Genomic DNA, 16,663 nt, shown 5'->3' on the forward strand with positions numbered 1-16,663 from the left:
ACTAGCAATTTATATTGATTTAGCTCTAATATCGTATTAGCAAGGAAAAGTAGCCTCAAGAAAGTAAGTTGTTATCCTGAGTTTAGGTTAAATATTTTACTACTAGGTTGCCAAAACTCTATTGCCTCATATAGAATTCGGTAAAAGTCTTAGGCATTGTTCCTTGAGCTTTATGGAAAGAGCAATAAATGGCAAATTAATTAGTGAGTGGTTGTATGACTCAGAAGTTTGAAAGAAAGATAAATAGGGATCCTAACGAATGGTGGGATCATCTGACTATGGCACAAAAATTTGCAGCTAACTCATTATTTCAGTACGGCTACCACTTAGCTTTTATTCGTGATACAGATGAAGGAAAACTTGCTGTGTTAATGCGAGGAGAGCAACTCGCAGCCATATCCGCAGATGGAGAGGTAGATACCAACCCAAATGTTGTATTGAGAAATTAATACTTTATTCGTTTTGCTGGGCTTCTAAATAGGTATTCAGGTAGCCAGCTCGAAAACATGTCTTTCAATAGGTTTGGTACACTTGTGATATATGCAAGCCAAGCTAGCCAAGATAAAAAAATCATTGCAATTAACCAAAAATTTTTTTCTTGTCCTTTAGTGTGTGTATCGTTCAATACAAAACTAATAGGTGCTAAATAGCCTGTTATACATAAAATGCCAAAGAATAAATCTGAATCACTCATGGTACAGCTCCGAGTTTAGATACTATTTGTATCGGAGCATGCGGGTTAAAACTTGAGCTATTTTTTCTTTGGCGCTTTCTTTTTATCCATAGGTTTAACCGTTGCAATATAAACCAGCCAACCTAACCAAGATAAAAATATAGTGATCAGTAACCAAACATTTTTTGCTTGTCCAGTACAACGTTTATCTCCAGCAACCAAAGCGATAGGTAACAAAAATAAACAGATACCGACTATATACATTAGTAAATCTAACTCACTGACACCCATTTAAATTCTCCTTATGCATATTTCAATAACCCGCACACGGGAAACCTGTTATTTAACAAATCAGCTTGGAATATAGGTATTAATACATACTTGCCAAATAACCATTTTAACTTGTTATTATTCTTGCTGAGATCTTTAAGAGTATAGCTGGATTATTCAAAGGTATTGAAGTTTATACCTATTATATTTAACCGCAATTAATTGAATATAAATCTAATTTTTCGGTTACTCGTTTGCTAACGTTAAGAGCGAGTCACAAAGGTTTAAATAGCCTTGGTATGTATTCTGACTCCAAGCTTGTTTGATATGGTTATCTTGCTCTACGATGAAGTTATGTAATTCTTCTAGTGATAAGTCACTGTTACGATTAATGTTTCGTTCAATGGATTGCTTCGCGGTATAACCATTGGTCGCTATATCGTTTAGTACGAAAGAATAACAACTGACAATTGCTTCAGTAACCTTAACGACAGGAATATCACCTTTGGTTTGTTTAATTAATCCAATGCGTGTTTTTAATGTTTTTTCTTGTTCTATTGCTACCGCGGAGAGGATTTCAGCTTGAAATTTTGAAGAGTTTGACGCGTTATTTAAACGCCCAACTACTTGGTTTATTTCTTTTTTTAAGCTTTCGGCTTTAAAACCGAAAAACAGGACAAGTAAACATAATAAAGCAATGATACCGACAAATAGCATGAATATAACCTTATGAAAAGTATAAGTTTTAGATGATGTGGAATCTTCTATTTTATGAGTTTATCTAGGGTGAAATCAACTATCTAAACTAGAGTTAGCTACTTTAACAAAAATTAAGCTTCTTCTGCAAAACTATTGAGTTCGTTAAAAATAACCTTATATTTAGTTAATCTCTCAATACTCGTATATGGCAAGATTGAGAGTTCAATTTTTCATGGTTCTTCTACTAAAAACAAAATGAAATAGAACCAACTCGGCGCAAAATTTAAAAAGAGCAATTTATTATGCCAAGCCTTCAACGAATTATTTTAATAGACACCCACTTACCAGGTGTGGTGGAACTAAAACTGACTGGTCACACAAATATTTGTGGCACCAATGCGTCCGGTAAAACGACACTACAACGTTTGATCCCTGTATTTTATGGCGAATTTCCAAGTCGAGTGGTACCAGCCACTCGTGATAGTTTTGAAAAGTGGTATTTACCAAGAGAATCTAGTTTTATTGTTTACGAATATCAACGAAGTGATGAAAGCTTATATCAAACTGTTTTGGCTTCATCTGGCAATGGTGTGAATTACAGGCTGATTGGTAAAGCGTTTGATTTAGCTGACTACCTTGAGCCGCAGGTGACTGGAGAGCATAAATCTATCACTATGGTTGAGCTAGGTCGAAATATGAAGCGCGCTAATGTACCTCATACTAGCTTAATCAATACCAGCCAATATAGAGCTATTATTCAAAATGACCGCAGTCAGCTAAATAGCAGTGCTAATAGCCGAGAATTATTAGGCTTTGCACGTTTATTTAGCTTGTGCGAATCAGATGCAAGCTTACGCCACATAGAGAAACTCGCGAAAGCGGTTCATTCTAAAGAAGGCAAAATGGAAACCATCAAAACTATGGTGGCCGCAATATTAGAAGAAGACGGTGTACAGCCGCCGAGTTCTAATCTAAACCTAAGCAAGGTCGATGAGTGGATTAAAGAGTGCCAACTAATTCAAAGCTTTAATTTAATCCGGCCTGAATTTGCCCAACTAGAGCAAAGCCATATTCAAATTAATAGTAATGAAGCTAGGTTAGCCGAATTAAAGCAACATCTTAGTTTAGATATGGCTCAATTGAGTAAAACTATCATTCAATCTCAAGGCGAGCTAGAAGAGTTACAACTTAACTTACGTCAAGTTGAAACTAAGTGGGGCGAGCAAAGAGATGAATATAACCAAGTGATCTCAAGCGCGAAAGCCGATACTCAAAAGTATGAAGCTGACTTAGAAAAAGTAGAACAGCAGTATCAAGACTGGCAAGACAAAGATATAGACGCATTACAAAATAAGATTACTGAGTTATCTCGTTGGCAAAATGAATTACAAACGGCTCAATCTAGATACCAATTGTTGACCGAAAAACATTCTGATATTGAAGCTGCATATAACAAGCGCTTGGCAGAAATTAGTGAAAAATACAGTCAAGAAATCGAAATTTATCATGATGAAAAAGATGATATAAAAGAGCAGATTAGCGAACAGAGACAAAAAGAGCAAAACCAGTTACAGCAACTTAAAAATAGTTATCAACAACAGATCCAACGTATTGAATCAGATTTTAAAGACGCGATTCATGAACTAGATAAAGAACAAGCCGAGTTAAAATCAGATCTAAAACACACAAGCTTTAACTCGCACGAGCAATCAGAGTTGGATTTAGTCGACGCTCAAATTAAAGAAGCATCGTATATAGAAGATACCAGCCGAGATGCCTTACAAGCCGCTAACCAAGTGTTAAAGCAAGCGCAAGATAAGCGTAAAAAAGCTGACGACACCTTAGCTAAAGCAAGACAGCAAGTAACTAAAAAGCATCAAGCGGTTGAAACCATCGAAGCGAGTTTATATCCAGGTCAAAATACTTTATTGGAGTTTTTACGTCGGGAGCAGCCCAACTGGGAACAAAACCTAGGTAAGGTCATTCACCCTGATTTACTCAAACGAAACGATCTTTCGCCAGAAACGACATTAAGTCAGAGTGATTTAAGTTTATATGGTGTTTGTTTAAATCTTGCAGGCGTTGATACACCTGAATACGCTCAATCTGAGCAAGCGATCAAAGTCAGATTAGAGGATGCACAAATTCAGCTCGAAACGGCGAATCAGCATCAAACTCAAGCAGAAGACGAATTAGAAAAAGCCAACCAAGCGGTTGTTAGTGCAGAGCAAAGCGTTAACCAGATTAATAATGAGTGTAATCAAAAAAGCCAAAGTAGAAAACGACTTCAGCAAGAAAGAGAGCTCTTGGTTAATCAATTTCAGCAAATGGTTGGTGAACGTAAATTAAGTTTAGAAAAAAGGCTAGAGCAGAATAATCAAGCCAAAAATAGACAAAAAGAAGAGCTACAAGCGTGTCGAGATGAAATTGAAGCGCAAAGAGCTGAAGCTGAATTAGAGCACCAAGCGCATTGGCAGCAATTATTATCTGAGTTACAGCAAAAACTCATTCAGATAGATAGTCGAATTCAGCAAAGCCAACAATCACAAAAACTGGATAAAAAACAATCTGAAGTTTGGTTAGCAGATGAGCTATCAAACCGAGGCGTAGATGTTGACGATATCTCGAAACTGAAAAAACAAATTAAGCAATTACAGCAAGATATAGATTATACCGAGCGTAATCGTAACCTAGTAAATGATTATCAGCATTGGTATGAAACTATCTTTAATGGTCATAAAGTTAGCTGGCAACAAGGTTTAACTGAAGCTAAACAGGCATTACTTGACGCAGAAAGAAGTTTAAGTAAAACCTCTGCGGAATACCAATCAAGCCGCCAAGTATTAGTTGAGCAGCAAACGGGCTTAGAGCAAAACTTACGTCAAGCTAAACAGCAAGAGATAGAGCTGCAAGCCGCGAATAAGCAATTAAGTAAACTTAAATTACCGCCGGTAGACTTAGTGGGTGAGGTCGGCAATATTGGCCAGCGTGTTAGTGAAGTGCAAAGCTTGTTGGAAGATCGCGAGCAATTATTAGCAAGCATTAAATCTCATATTGATCATTTCGATAGTTTAATTGCCTCTCAGGCGGGTACAGGTTTAGCTGAAATTTGGGAGAAATCTCGAGATGAATGTGGCCATGTTAATGCTCAGGGCATGTATAGCATTGATCACAGAAAACTCGTTGATAAATTAGCTCAGTTACTCAATGTTGTTGTACCACAAAAGGTTCAAGCATTACGTGAGCAAGGTAAAATCTTTGGTAAAGACTTAACTAGTTACTACCAAGTGTTAGCGGATATAGATAAGCGCATTGTCAGCCAAAGTAGCCGTATTAGCCGAGAAGTCGACGAAGAATTATTCCTAGATGGCATTTCGGATTCAGCGGTAAAAATTCGCTCTAAAATTAGCGAGCTAGAGTTCTGGCCTGATTTACAGCAGTTTAATCAATATTACCAAACATGGATTGAAACTGGCGCGCATGAGTTACCAGATAAAGACTATGCACTGAGTATGCGAAGAGCTTTGGATATCATTGGCCGTGCAGCCTTATCTGGTGGTATCAGTAAGTTATTAGATATTGAGCTGAGGATTAACGAATCAGGTAAAGATTTAGTGATTCGAACCGATCGCCAACTTAACGAATCTTCCAGTCATGGTATGGCTTATCTTATCTTATGTAAGTTTTTATTGGCGTTCACTCGCTTATTAAGAGGCAAGTCAGTTACGACGATTCATTGGCCAATCGATGAGTTAGGTACACTGCATCAAAGTAACATTAAAAAAATCTTCACTGCTTGTGAAAAGAATCATATTGCAATCGTTGGCGCTTTCCCAAATCCAGAATCTGAAGTGTTGAGCTTGTTTGATAATCGCTACTTAATTGATAGAGCAACTAAAAAATTACAAACAGTTACGCCTAGAGTGAATCCTATTACAGACAGAATCAAAGCAAAGAAAGCTGTCGTTAGTCCAACACAAACAGAACAGAAAGATGAAGCAGGAGCAGAGGCATGATTACTCAACAAGGCCAAATTTTAGAGTCATTATTATCTGGAAACTTTATTTGTCGGGTAAACCAAGAAGAAAGCTTTCGTTATTTAAAAGAGCCAAATAACGCCTCTAAAGTAGAAGCTCAATTGAATTTGCTGAATCGAACCTTATCAACAGCTGCAGAAGGTGAGGTTTTCTTTGCAAGCTATCTAACTTTAGGCGAAAACGAGCGCAAGGTGCTTGAAAAGCAATTTAAAGAAACCACGACTAATTTAATTCCATTAGTCGAATGGCTAGTGCTAGTACAAGAAAGTACCGGCAGCGACAGTCCGCTTGTGCAAGGTAGTCCAATCCGTTTAAACGAGTTACAAAGTACGATTGAAGATGTACCCGCATTAAGTGAACAACTCGCTAAAATATCGACTTATGCTTTATTCAATTCAACCAGTAAAACCACAGATGGCCAACTGAAACAAGTTTTTAAGCGATTAACTGAGTTGGGTTATTTAGTTAAGCCGAATCCAGAAAAATTAATCTATATAGCGACAGGTAAAGTTGACTACTTGTATGAAGTGATTCGATTTATTGATGACACCGAAGCTTTATCTTTAACCGAACAGGCTGAGAGTGCAATGCAACAAGGAAGCTTGCTGTGAATACGCATATAACTCAAGCTGGAACTAAGCTGCTTAGAGCGCTTAGTCGGCACAGTGAAATTATCATGGAGGCCTATATTGAAGGCTCTATTGATGAAGGTAAGCACTCACCTCAAGTGTTGGATAATTTACAAAGCTTAGGGCTTGTATGGCGTCCTGATGCAGAATCTGATTTACGTTTACGTCGAGTTGTCCGGTCATTTCTTGAAGAAGGATTAAGCGATGAAAGAAACCGTCAAGTCGACGCTAACATAGGCTCCGCATTAGCTAAAGTACGAACTTTGGTGGCGCATTATAAAGAAGCGTCGAATAAACATAGATTTGCTGAAGCAGATAGTCACCTGAGTGATTTGACTGAGCTAACTTATGGCATGATAGATTCACTGAAACAAGGTGTTAGAACTTTGTGGAGCCGAATTCATAAAGAGTTTGGTTATGTTGCTTCGCTAGATGCCAAAATTCGTGAAAATCAATTGGCCCAAAGCCAGGTAACTGATTTGTTGAATCAACTCGAAATGTTCGAGTTCGACAAACTCGCTATTGATGCGGGTAGTAATCGTGATTTACGCCGTTTGTTAATTGTTACCTTACAATCGAATTTTTCATTAGTCGCAAAAGAGCTGAGTTTGGTTCAAGCTAGGCTAATTGAATTGCTCGGTCGATTTAGGGAGTTTCAAGGGCGAACTCAATTGCTCAAAGGTTTTCAGTTACACATAGAGCATAACCCAAGTTACACGCCTGCTAACTATACGAGTCACAGCCGAGTACCAGAACTTTTTAATCAGGCTGATAATATAATTCAACCTGCGTCAGTCGATATTAACTCGCCTAGCCTAGAAAATGATTTGGCGTTATTAGTTGGTAAACTTAAAGCGGTTCAGCATTTAAAACAATTTACTCGACCTGAGTTACCCCAACCTGTCGTGGTTGAAGAAGCTGAGCAAGTCACTTTGGCTGAAGATGAAATTAAAAATGCGGTTGAAGCCTATTTCTGTCAAATTATCGATTCAGGTAAACGTCTATCAGCGCTTGATTATTACCAAGCTAACAAACTAGAGTACGACACAGAGGTTTGGTTGTATCAAGTGATAGGTGGCTTTGAAGGCTTGCCAGAAGCAGATAAAGCTTATTTTGAGATAGAGAAAAGCTTAAAAGATCACCCTATCTACAGTGGTAACAAAATTATCGAAGACGTTGAGTTATGGTTTAGTTAGCGTGGCTAATTTATTCGCTCAAGCAAGATGCCTGCTGCAGAATGACAGCCAACAAAAGCTACTCGGTTTTTTGGCGGGTTGTTTAGTCTTGTGCATTTGGTCTGGTTGGATCATTTTGTCTCGATACGGGGTTAATACTCAGCTAACCCCGCATGACATCACCTTATTAAGGTTTTTCACTGCAAGTGTAATCACACTCCCTTTTATTAAACTCAGCCATTTTAGAAGCATACCGCTACCTGCCTTGCTAGTTGTTATTTTGGCGGGTGGATTTCCATATACCTTGTTGAGCTTTTATGGTTTACAAAATAATAGCTCAGCTTTAGCCGGATTAGTGGTTAATGGCATGCTGCCTATGCTGAGTAGTTTAATTGCTATTTTTGTCTATAAAATATTTCCGACCTTAGTTGGCTGGATGTTTTTAGGGTTAATTGTGCTGGCTAATTTTTTAATGGCTGCGCCCGAATTACTACCTGAAATGTTCGCATTGCAGGCTTCGGCAGAAATTAACTTTGCAGGACTTACCTTATTGTTTGTCGCTGGGCTGTCATTGAGCGTATATATGACAGCGGTTAAACATTTTCAAATATCGATAAAGCAAATTATGTTAACCGTGCCCTTAGGTAATTTTATTCTCTATTTACCATTTTGGTTTTTATTTGAATCACATTTAATGGCGGCAGATACTAGCGATATCTTGTTGCAAATGTTTTACCAAGGTTTGGTCGTGAGTATAGGTGCGCTATTCTTCTTCGCTTATGCGATTAAAGCTTTTGGTGGTGTTGGCAGTTCACTTTTTATGGCTTTTGTACCTTCGGTAACCGCATTTGGGGCATTTATCTTTTTAGACGAAGGGCTCAGTTTAATCCAAACTTTTAGTATTGGTTTATGTACTGTGTCATTGCTAGGTTTTTCGATTTGGGGCAAAAAGGTTTAATCTGATAATTAGATTAAACCTAAGGCATATTTATCTTTGGTTAAAATTTGAGACGAGATAAATATTTACCAAGTTGCCCCTAAGGTTATCATTAAGGCATTGGATACATCACCGCCAAAGTAAGCATTGTACCCTAAAGCACCATACCAACCATTATCCCAAGTATATGTCATTCTAGGTTGGGCATATAAGCCAGCTGAAACGTCTATGTCTTCTGAATAGCAGTTAGTACATAAACCTATGCCTCTATCAGAACTTAAGACAGCTTCATAACCAGCAAGTAAAGCGACATCAAAGTTTTGGTTAACTATATGTCTATAGCCGCCCTCTAGATATGCGTTAAAGGCTGTTGCACTAGATTCTGAATCTTTTTTATTACCAAAATTGTCTTGTGTCTGTTGCGAAAACTCATATTTATCATCATACAAATATCCAGATATGCCAACTCCCCATATCCAATTGATATTGCGCTGCTCCCAGCCAAACTTCCAGTATGTTGCTGAGTCACCAATACCTTCCATATAAGCTACTTTTTCATCAATAGAAACAGTGCCTATTGAACCGTAGAATCCAGAGCTCTCTGCATAATTTGATTCAACTTCTTCTGCTTGAATTTGGCTTGTGGCAAGTATTAAACCAGCTAAAATATAGTTAACTTTCATATATCTCCATGTTTTTATAATCATTCTTCTGAGAGAAGATCATATAATTACAATGGCAATAAGGCAATTACCTCTTCAATTCATTATTTGTCTATTTGTTGCGTATTATCAATTCGATTCGCTAGTTAATCGCAAACTGGCTTTCGAGTTTACTTACCCCTAAGCCATTGCTCTTATTTACTTTTATTTGCACGGGAATACGCTCTTTAAGTGCTTCTATATGACTGATAACACCTATCATTTTGCCGCTTGCGTTTAGATTATCTAGCGCATTTAGGGCAATATCTAGGGTGTCAGCGTCTAGTGTACCGAAGCCTTCATCTAGAAAGAGTGAATCAATACTGGTTTTGTGACTGACTAGATCTGATAAGCCTAAAGCGAGTGCTAAGCTAACTAAAAAGCTCTCTCCACCAGATAAAGTTTTAGTATCTCTAACTGTATCAGCTTGCCAAGTATCGACTACTTCCAATTCTAAGTTGTCACCCGGTTTACGTTTAAGTTGGTAACGTCCGTGCAAGCGAGTTAGCTGTCGATTAGCCAAGTAAACAAGTTGCTCTAAGGTTAAGCCTTGGGCAAATTTTCTAAACTTATCACCTTCGGCTGAGCCAATTAAATCATTTAACATAGCCCAATATTTGTGTTCCTGTTGCAGCTGTTCAAGCTGACGAATAAAGCCTTGTTGTTTGTTTTGACTCGCTTGATGATTTGTAATTTGTTGATGTAGCTCACCAAGTTTTTGCTGCTGCTGGCTAATTTGTTGCTCTAGCACTAATTGCTCTGAATTTAATTGGATTAATGTCTGTGATTTGGCTAATTCAGGCTGGTTTTGCTTTAGCTCTGCTTGTGCAGCTATGCTTTGTTTAACTTGACTATCGGCTTCAATTTTTTGCTGTTGAATTTGCTCTAGCTGTTGGTTTAATTGAGCTATTTCTGCCTCACCTAAAATCGCACTTTGCCAGCTCGTTTGGTCGTCAAATGGACTTGAATTTAGCTGGACTTGCCAGTTTTCGTGCTTCGAACTAGCTTGCTCTTTTATGTCTTGCTCTTGTTCTTTTAACGTTTCTAAGGCGTGACTCAAACTTAATTTTTGCGCTGAAAGCTGATTGTGAGTTTGCTGCTCAATTTCTAGTTTTTCACTCGCTTGTTCAACCTCTCGTTGTAATTCTTGACGAACTGAATTGGTATTATTTTCGCCGAATAGTGTGACTCTTTGCATTTGAGTTTGGCTTATTTGAGCTTGTAGCTGATTAACCACTGTATTTAAATCTGTCTGTTGAGCTGCTAGCTTATCCATTTGCTGAGTGAGAGATTCAATACTTTGCGCTGCCGTTAATACTTGAGTTGCGAGTTGTTGCTGTGCCTCTTGTTGCTGATGGGCAAAGATCACTTGGTTGCTTATTTGCTGGATTAGATCCTTACTTTGGTTTTCATTTAATGAAACTAGGTTTGTTGGCGCTTGCTTACATAGGTGTTCTTTTATTTCAGTCTCTATTTTTTCAATTGTTAGTTTGTGTTGGGTCCTAGCTTGGTTTATTTCGCTATCTAATTTATTAATTTGTTGTGTGTACTGACTTAACTGCTGCTGAGCATAATCTATTGCTAAGCTCGTATGCTGCTCGACACTGGTGAGTTCTGCAGCTTGCTTTTCTAACTGATTCGTTTTTTGTTGGGCTTGGTTTAGGGTCGTTAATTTATAGCTTAATTCTGATTGGTAGTCCGCTATTTTTTCTAACTGAGCTAGCTTTGCTTGTGAGCTAGCTAGATCGAGTTTAGCGCTGGTTATATGCTCCAAGCCAAGGGCATGGTAAACGGACTCAAGTTGATTTGATAATTTATCAATTAGTTCAAGTGATGTTTCTTCTACTTGTGCTTGCTTTTCTTGGTTAGCGATTAGATTGCTTTCAAGCTGGCTTAACTCTGCCGTCAGCAGTGCAAGTTGATCGCTATTTTGTTTTCCTGTCGCTTCTAAAATTTCTAACTCTTGAGTTAGCTCAGTTAGTCTAGTTTGTTTCTCGTTTGGCTCTATTGCTTGATATTGGCTAACGAGCGGATGTTCAGTCGAGCCGCATAAAGGACATTCATGGTCAGGTTGTAGTTGTTTTCTATGCTCGGTTAATGAATGAATAATTTGTTGTTGCTGCAATATGGTTTGCACATCTTTTATGCTGTTTTTGCATTGGATATAAGCTGTGCGCAATTCGTCCCTTTTGCGTTTAAGTTCAGTTTGATGAGGCTGTTGTTCTCGTAGCTGTTTGGAGGCGATTTCTACTTGTTGTTGAGTTTCAACTAATTTAGTCAACGCTTGAGATAATTGCTGACGTAGCGACAATGTTGCTTGTAAAGCTTGTTGCTGCTGTTCTAGTGCTGCTATATCCGAATTTGAAGCAAGCTGATTATACTCTGCAACTTGTTTTACCAGTTGAGCATTTTTTTCTGCTAGCTGGGCTTGAACCTGGTTTAACTTTTGTTGATTCTCCCTGATTCTTGATTGGGTCGCTTGGCAAGTCGACGTCATCTGCGCAGCTTCGTTTTGTGTCGCTGATATTTGTTGCTTAGTTTGCGCTATTTGAATAAAGTTTTGCTGCCAATTATCTACTTTATCTAGGCTCAGTTTCACTAAGTTTTGATTTTCATCTAACCAAGTTTCTAATTCGGATAATTGTTTTTCGGTACGCTGTTTAGTGGATTGAACAGCGTTTAATTGATTATTTAATTCTTTTTGTTGTGCCTGTATTTGCGTTAGGTTTTGTTTTGGGTGTTCTAGTTTGGCGTGCAACTCTGCAATTTGGTTATCCAGAGGCACGACTTTCTCTTCAATCAAGCTGAGTGTATCTGTATTCTTCTGTTTGCTTGTGGCAAGTACTTGTTTAGCTTGAGCTAGGCTTTGATCTTGAGTTGTAAGCTGGGTCGTAACTTGCGCTAACGAGGCTGAAGTTTGCACAACTTGTTGTTGTATTTTTTCTTGTTGTTTTATGCTGTCTTGCCAAGTTTGAAAATGGTTAATTAATTTTTCTGCAGGTTTAGCAAGTGCTAGCTTTTGTTTATCTGGCTCTGCCGCTAAGATAGCTTGTTCTGCTTGCTGTTGATTTAATAAAGCGGCTTGATAACTCGCTTGTGCTTTGTCGGCTTGGGTTAACCAATGCTTGCTTTGCTCTATGCTTTTCGCTTGTTGCTGCTGTAATTCTACACTTGCGGCTAAATCTTGTTGAGCTTGGGTAATTTCCGCTAATTGCTCTGAACTGAGTAGCTCAATACCTGAAAGTTGTAGTTCGAGCTTTTCCAATTCGGTTTTACTATTTTTGCTATTGATAAAAACTTGTTTGGATATCTGGCTGTATATTTCAGTGCCTGTTAGCTCTTCCAATAGCTCGGCTCTGTCTTTGCCACTGGCATTGAGAAACTCTGAAAATTTACCTTGGGATAGCAGCATAGACTTAGTAAAGCGCGCGAAGTCTAATCCAGTTAATTTCTCTATATTAGATCTCACTTCGGCAAGTTTATCGGCAATGATTTTACCATCTGAAACTTGGGCTAATTCAGCTTTTGGGGCTTGTAGTTTTCCTTTGCTATTACCGCGAGAGCGCCTCTGTTGCCATTTGGCTCGGTATTCTTTGCCTTTTACTGAGAATTCGACCTCGGCCATACATTCTGCGGTATGCCTTGTCATTAACTCATTGCTGCTTTGTGATACCACTAGTCGGGGAGTCTGATGATACAAGGCTAAGCAAATTGCATCGAGTAGGGTACTTTTGCCTGCGCCAGTGGGACCTGTAATCACAAATAAACCATTACTGGCAAATGGTTCTTGTCTAAAATCTATCTGCCACTTACCGCGTAATGAGTTTATATTTTGCAGACTCAAACTTAATATTCTCATAATAGCTCTCCTTGAGATGCGCTATTAATCTTATTTTTCTCTTTATGATCTGGACTGCTATCTATGTTATTTACGTTATCTAAGCCATCTTCCAATTCAGTTTCAGCCAGATTTAGTTGAGCTAGACTGAGCTTAAATAATTGATTAAGTTTAACTTCATCTGCTTGCTCTAACCCTGCTTCAGCTAATTTTTGTGCGAATACCTGCTCGGGTTCTAGCTCATCTAAACTCTCTTGGGAATGAATCTCTGCCTTAATTTGCTTTTGTTTGCTGCGTCTGACTAATAGAATTTCGACTGGGTAATCAGCGCAGATAAGCTCAATTTGTTTTTGTACATCGCTATGGTAGTCGCTACTGTCTACTTCAATATCTAACCAAATCTTTTGAGATGACTTTAAATCTGTCGTGACTAAGCTATCTAGTTGTTGTTTTATTTGCTCTAAATTACCTTTTAGGCTTTGCATTGGCTGAAAACAAGGCACAGTCAGTAATTCAATCCGACTGGGACTATGCTTGGCTTGCTTATCCGTTTCTGTAAATTCCACTAATACAACTGACTTTTCGCGTTTAGCTTCGTCAAAACTCATCGGAATGGGGGAGCCGCTATAACGCCAATTATCTTTTTTAGCGATTGTCTGTGCTTGATGAATATGGCCTAGTGCAAGGTAGTCGAAATTAGGAAAGGCACTAGCAGGAAAGGCTTCAAGTGTTCCAATATAAATTTCACGTACTGAGTCTGTGACACTGGCGTTGACTATGGTTAAGTGCCCAGTAGCAATAATAGGTAAATTTTTACCTAACGATTTATTTTTTTGTTCTGCAGCTGAGTAAATTTGCTGGTAATGGCTTTGTATTGCCGTCATTAAATTAGTTGCTTTGCTGTTTTTCTCTTCAGCCATGGTTTGGCTAACCAATACATCTCTTGGGCGAATAAAAGGGACTGCACAAAGTTGGACGCTGGACTGGCCTTGTTTGTTGGTTAGTGTGATTACTTGATCGTTAAAATCATGGCAATCCTGCTGACTCACATTTGCGATGAGTTGGCTATTTAATCTAGCATATAAGGCTTTTGATTCGTTTAGCATAGCAACAGAATCATGATTACCAGCTAAAATAATAAGCTGGCAATTGTAGTTTTGTAGTTGGTCTATAAATTGATTGAGCAGACTTCTGGCATAACTTGGTGGTGAGCCAGTATCAAAAATATCACCAGCAACTATAATGGCATCAAGATGCTGTTCTTGGCATTGCTCTATTAACCAATTAAAGAAAGCTTGATGCTCAGCTTGGCGGCTTTTAGCATAAAAGTTTTGGCCTAAATGCCAGTCTGAAGTGTGTAAAATCCGCACGCTGAATCCTTGCTTAGTTTTGTGGTTTTGGAGTGTAGATAGGTTTTGGTAAATGAGTGACCTTGTCGCCCAGACTCGATATTTTCGCAGTGCCAGATTTTTTGACCTGATCAATCTTAAGTACACTGTGCATAGGTATATAGCTAAGCTCAACGCCTTCAAACTCAGATTTTAATTTTTCTTCACTAGTATCAAGTACTAATGTGCTGTGGTTATTCCAGACAAAATCTCCGATTTCAATAAAACCAAATAAATTGCTACTGGTTAATCGTCGCACATAAACTTCGTATTTTTCATTATTGTTGATAAAACTAACGCGATATAAAGTTTGTTTATCCGACATTTCATTTCTCTTTTACATCTTTATGTTATACCAATCCATCCTAATTATTGCTCAATTTTACGGGTTAAAAAGCACGTAAACTGCGTTACGAATTTTGTTATTAGTTTACTAGTAGCGGCAATTCATGCCTTATTAGCGCACTTTTTTTCTACGTAAAATATAGAGCAAAAATTTAGGTAAACTGGTATTAAATCTAATAAGCCACATGGAAAGCAAGGGCGAGAGGAAAGCTATTTTATAACACCTGACGCAAAATTATAGTTAAAAAGGAAAACACCTTGGTGTTTTGCGAAAAGTGAATTTAAAAATTACTTGTCTTTTATATCTGTTTTTAGGTGCTGTGATTTAAATCAAATACGACCCTAAATAATATTGATTCTCATTTTCTTATATGTATAATTGCATGCAAATACGAATTAATATCATTTAAAGTTTTACTGGATAGGAACTGAAATGCGCTTAAAACAATCAATTTTAGCAGCTGCAATTACTTTAACACTAGCGGCTTGTGGCTCATCAAGTGATGACAATAATACTCAAACAACACCTGAGGTTTTAGATACTTATACTTTCTCAAGTAAATTTGTAGCAGATACAGATAGCGTTAGTTATTCAGGCCAAATTGCACGTCATGCGTTGATTGCTGAGTTAAACACTTATATCAGTAGTGGCTTAGAAAGCGATTTAACTAATCAAGTTGTTACAACTAAAACGGAAGTGTTGAATAAATTAAAAGCGTATTTTTATGCGGAAGATTTAGTTAATCGCCCGAATGTTGATGTAGCTGCTGTGCTATCGGCAACTATCAGCTTCACTAGCAATACTGAGCAAATGTCAATTAATGACATTTCAACAGGCAAAAACTTAGCGGGTAAAATCGCGGGTAACGATGCGACGGGTCAACATAAAAACTGGAACGATGGTACAAGCTTTGTTGGCTTTGGTACTGCATTTATGACTGGTTTTGAGCAAACGCCAGAAGGTTTAGTGTTAGCTTTATTTGATAAGTTAGCGGATAACGCAATTGAATTTCAAACTAACGGTGTTTTAGCTTCACCTTATGTAACGGCTGAAGGCTTAGATTTACAACAGCTTATTCAAAAATTCTTATTAATGTCGATTGCTTTCTCTCAGGGTGCTGATGATTACTTAGATGACGCAGACGCAGGTAAAGGTTTATTATCTAGCTATTTGCAAGATGGCGATAGTGCTTATTCATCTTTAGAGCATCAGTGGGATGAAGGTTTTGGTTATTTTGGCGCAGCACGTGATTATCTTGCTTATACAGATGAAGAAATTGCAGGAAAAGGCGGACGCGCTGCATGGCAAGGTGCTTACGATACTGATGCCGATGGCAAAATTGATTTAAAGAGCGAGTTTAACTTTGGTAACTCAACTAATGCAGCTAAGCGTGACTTAGGTAGCAATGGTGCAACTGATTATACCAAGGATGCTATGGATGCATTCTTAATGGGACGCAAGTTAATCAATGACAATGCTGGAGTTGAGTTAACGACTGCACAGATGACAGAGTTACAAGGCTACCGAGATCAAGCTGTAATGGCTTGGGAAAAATCAATCGCTTCAACTGTTGTTCACTATATCAATGATACTCACGCTGACATCACAAGTGATGATGCTGATGGTGACTTAGCTAAGCATTGGTCTGAATTAAAAGGCTTTTTCTTAGGTTTACAATTTAACCCAAGAAGTCCATTATCTGATGCTGATTTTGTAACCGTTAATAATTTAATTGGTGATAAGCCAGTTACTGACTTTACTGATACCGCGGCTAAAGCTGCATATTTAGCTGATTTAGTAACAGCTCGTAATACATTACGTGATGCGTATGGCTGGAGTGAAGCTTTAGTTACTGGGTGGTAAGTAAAGTATCAAAATTGTTTGCAGGTTTGTAAACAAAATTTTAAAAAGGTTAGCTGTTTTGCAGCTAACCTTTTGTCGTATTTAGCATTAATAAGTTTTCGCATAAA

13 protein-coding genes are annotated in these 16,663 nt (G+C 38.0%); 6 read left to right on the top strand and 7 right to left on the bottom strand.

Annotated elements, in window-relative coordinates; genetic code table 11:
• Window positions 1-215: 215 nt before the first annotated feature.
• Window positions 216-449: a hypothetical protein gene (locus tag XM47_RS16465; protein WP_048694997.1), complete on the top strand. Its 234-nt coding sequence runs from the start codon at window positions 216-218 to the stop codon at window positions 447-449.
• Here the strand turns inward: XM47_RS16465 and XM47_RS16470 are convergent.
• From XM47_RS16470 to XM47_RS16480, 3 genes are all read right to left on the bottom strand, one after another.
• On the bottom strand, window positions 446-694 hold the full coding sequence (locus tag XM47_RS16470) for a hypothetical protein (protein ID WP_048694999.1): 249 nt from the start codon (window positions 692-694) through the stop codon (window positions 446-448). The genes XM47_RS16465 and XM47_RS16470 overlap by 4 nt on opposite strands.
• 57 nt (window positions 695-751) lie before the next feature.
• Window positions 752-964 carry a hypothetical protein gene (locus tag XM47_RS16475; protein ID WP_048695001.1) on the bottom strand — a complete coding sequence of 71 codons (213 nt, stop codon included), beginning with the start codon at window positions 962-964 and terminating at the stop codon, window positions 752-754.
• 225 nt (window positions 965-1,189) lie between these two features.
• Entirely contained in the window at window positions 1,190-1,660 is a 471-nt protein-coding gene (locus tag XM47_RS16480; RefSeq protein ID WP_048695004.1) for a hypothetical protein, read from the bottom strand.
• Between the two features lie 284 nt (window positions 1,661-1,944).
• Between XM47_RS16480 and XM47_RS16485 the strand changes: the two genes are divergently transcribed.
• From XM47_RS16485 to XM47_RS16500, 4 genes are read left to right on the top strand one after another with little or no spacing between them, the layout of a single operon-like run.
• A complete protein-coding gene (locus XM47_RS16485; protein ID WP_048695007.1) occupies window positions 1,945-5,658 on the top strand; it encodes an ATP-binding protein in 3,714 nt (1,237 codons plus the stop codon).
• On the top strand, window positions 5,655-6,290 hold the full coding sequence (locus tag XM47_RS16490; RefSeq protein ID WP_048695008.1) for a condensin complex protein MksE: 636 nt from the start codon (window positions 5,655-5,657) through the stop codon (window positions 6,288-6,290). The genes XM47_RS16485 and XM47_RS16490 overlap by 4 nt, the downstream gene beginning before the upstream one ends.
• Window positions 6,287-7,504: a hypothetical protein gene (locus tag XM47_RS16495; RefSeq protein ID WP_048695010.1), complete on the top strand. Its 1,218-nt coding sequence runs from the start codon at window positions 6,287-6,289 to the stop codon at window positions 7,502-7,504. Before XM47_RS16490 ends, XM47_RS16495 begins: the two co-directional genes overlap by 4 nt.
• A gap of 1 nt (window position 7,505) precedes the next feature.
• Entirely contained in the window at window positions 7,506-8,441 is a 936-nt protein-coding gene (locus XM47_RS16500) for a DMT family transporter (RefSeq protein ID WP_077066591.1), read from the top strand.
• Window positions 8,442-8,506: 65 nt separating this feature from the next.
• Here XM47_RS16500 and XM47_RS16505 read toward each other — a convergent pair whose 3' ends face one another.
• The 4 genes from XM47_RS16505 to XM47_RS16520 form a co-directional block, all read right to left on the bottom strand.
• On the bottom strand, window positions 8,507-9,103 hold the full coding sequence (locus XM47_RS16505) for a hypothetical protein (protein ID WP_048695014.1): 597 nt from the start codon (window positions 9,101-9,103) through the stop codon (window positions 8,507-8,509).
• A gap of 121 nt (window positions 9,104-9,224) precedes the next feature.
• Window positions 9,225-12,980: an AAA family ATPase gene (locus XM47_RS16510; protein ID WP_048695015.1), complete on the bottom strand. Its 3,756-nt coding sequence runs from the start codon at window positions 12,978-12,980 to the stop codon at window positions 9,225-9,227.
• Complete coding sequence (gene sbcD / locus XM47_RS16515; protein ID WP_077066590.1) at window positions 12,977-14,329, bottom strand: exonuclease subunit SbcD; 1,353 nt, start codon at window positions 14,327-14,329, stop codon at window positions 12,977-12,979. The genes XM47_RS16510 and sbcD overlap by 4 nt, the downstream gene beginning before the upstream one ends.
• A 13-nt stretch (window positions 14,330-14,342) precedes the next feature.
• On the bottom strand, window positions 14,343-14,672 hold the full coding sequence (locus XM47_RS16520; protein ID WP_048695018.1) for a DUF1820 family protein: 330 nt from the start codon (window positions 14,670-14,672) through the stop codon (window positions 14,343-14,345).
• A 453-nt stretch (window positions 14,673-15,125) separates the two neighbouring features.
• Between XM47_RS16520 and XM47_RS16525 the strand changes: the two genes are divergently transcribed.
• The gene (locus XM47_RS16525) at window positions 15,126-16,556 is read left to right on the top strand and encodes a DUF4856 domain-containing protein (RefSeq protein ID WP_053084597.1); all 1,431 of its coding nucleotides are present in this window, start codon (window positions 15,126-15,128) and stop codon (window positions 16,554-16,556) included.
• Window positions 16,557-16,663 lie beyond the last annotated feature (107 nt).

The organism is Catenovulum maritimum (assembly GCF_001050375.1).
Lineage (GTDB): Bacteria > Pseudomonadota > Gammaproteobacteria > Enterobacterales > Alteromonadaceae > Catenovulum > Catenovulum maritimum.

What these genes read in the sequence shown, in the direction of transcription:
- XM47_RS16490 (WP_048695008.1), top strand. Translation starts at nt 5,655, where the DNA reads ATGATTACTCAACAAGGCCAAATTTTAGAGTCATTATTATCTGGAAAC.
- XM47_RS16480 (WP_048695004.1), bottom strand. Translation starts at nt 1,660, where the DNA reads ATGCTATTTGTCGGTATCATTGCTTTATTATGTTTACTTGTCCTGTTT.
- XM47_RS16475 (WP_048695001.1), bottom strand. Translation starts at nt 964, where the DNA reads ATGGGTGTCAGTGAGTTAGATTTACTAATGTATATAGTCGGTATCTGT.
- XM47_RS16510 (WP_048695015.1), bottom strand. Translation starts at nt 12,980, where the DNA reads ATGAGAATATTAAGTTTGAGTCTGCAAAATATAAACTCATTACGCGGT.
- XM47_RS16520 (WP_048695018.1), bottom strand. Translation starts at nt 14,672, where the DNA reads ATGTCGGATAAACAAACTTTATATCGCGTTAGTTTTATCAACAATAAT.
- XM47_RS16505 (WP_048695014.1), bottom strand. Translation starts at nt 9,103, where the DNA reads ATGAAAGTTAACTATATTTTAGCTGGTTTAATACTTGCCACAAGCCAA.
- XM47_RS16470 (WP_048694999.1), bottom strand. Translation starts at nt 694, where the DNA reads ATGAGTGATTCAGATTTATTCTTTGGCATTTTATGTATAACAGGCTAT.
- XM47_RS16465 (WP_048694997.1), top strand. Translation starts at nt 216, where the DNA reads ATGACTCAGAAGTTTGAAAGAAAGATAAATAGGGATCCTAACGAATGG.
- XM47_RS16525 (WP_053084597.1), top strand. Translation starts at nt 15,126, where the DNA reads ATGCGCTTAAAACAATCAATTTTAGCAGCTGCAATTACTTTAACACTA.
- XM47_RS16485 (WP_048695007.1), top strand. Translation starts at nt 1,945, where the DNA reads ATGCCAAGCCTTCAACGAATTATTTTAATAGACACCCACTTACCAGGT.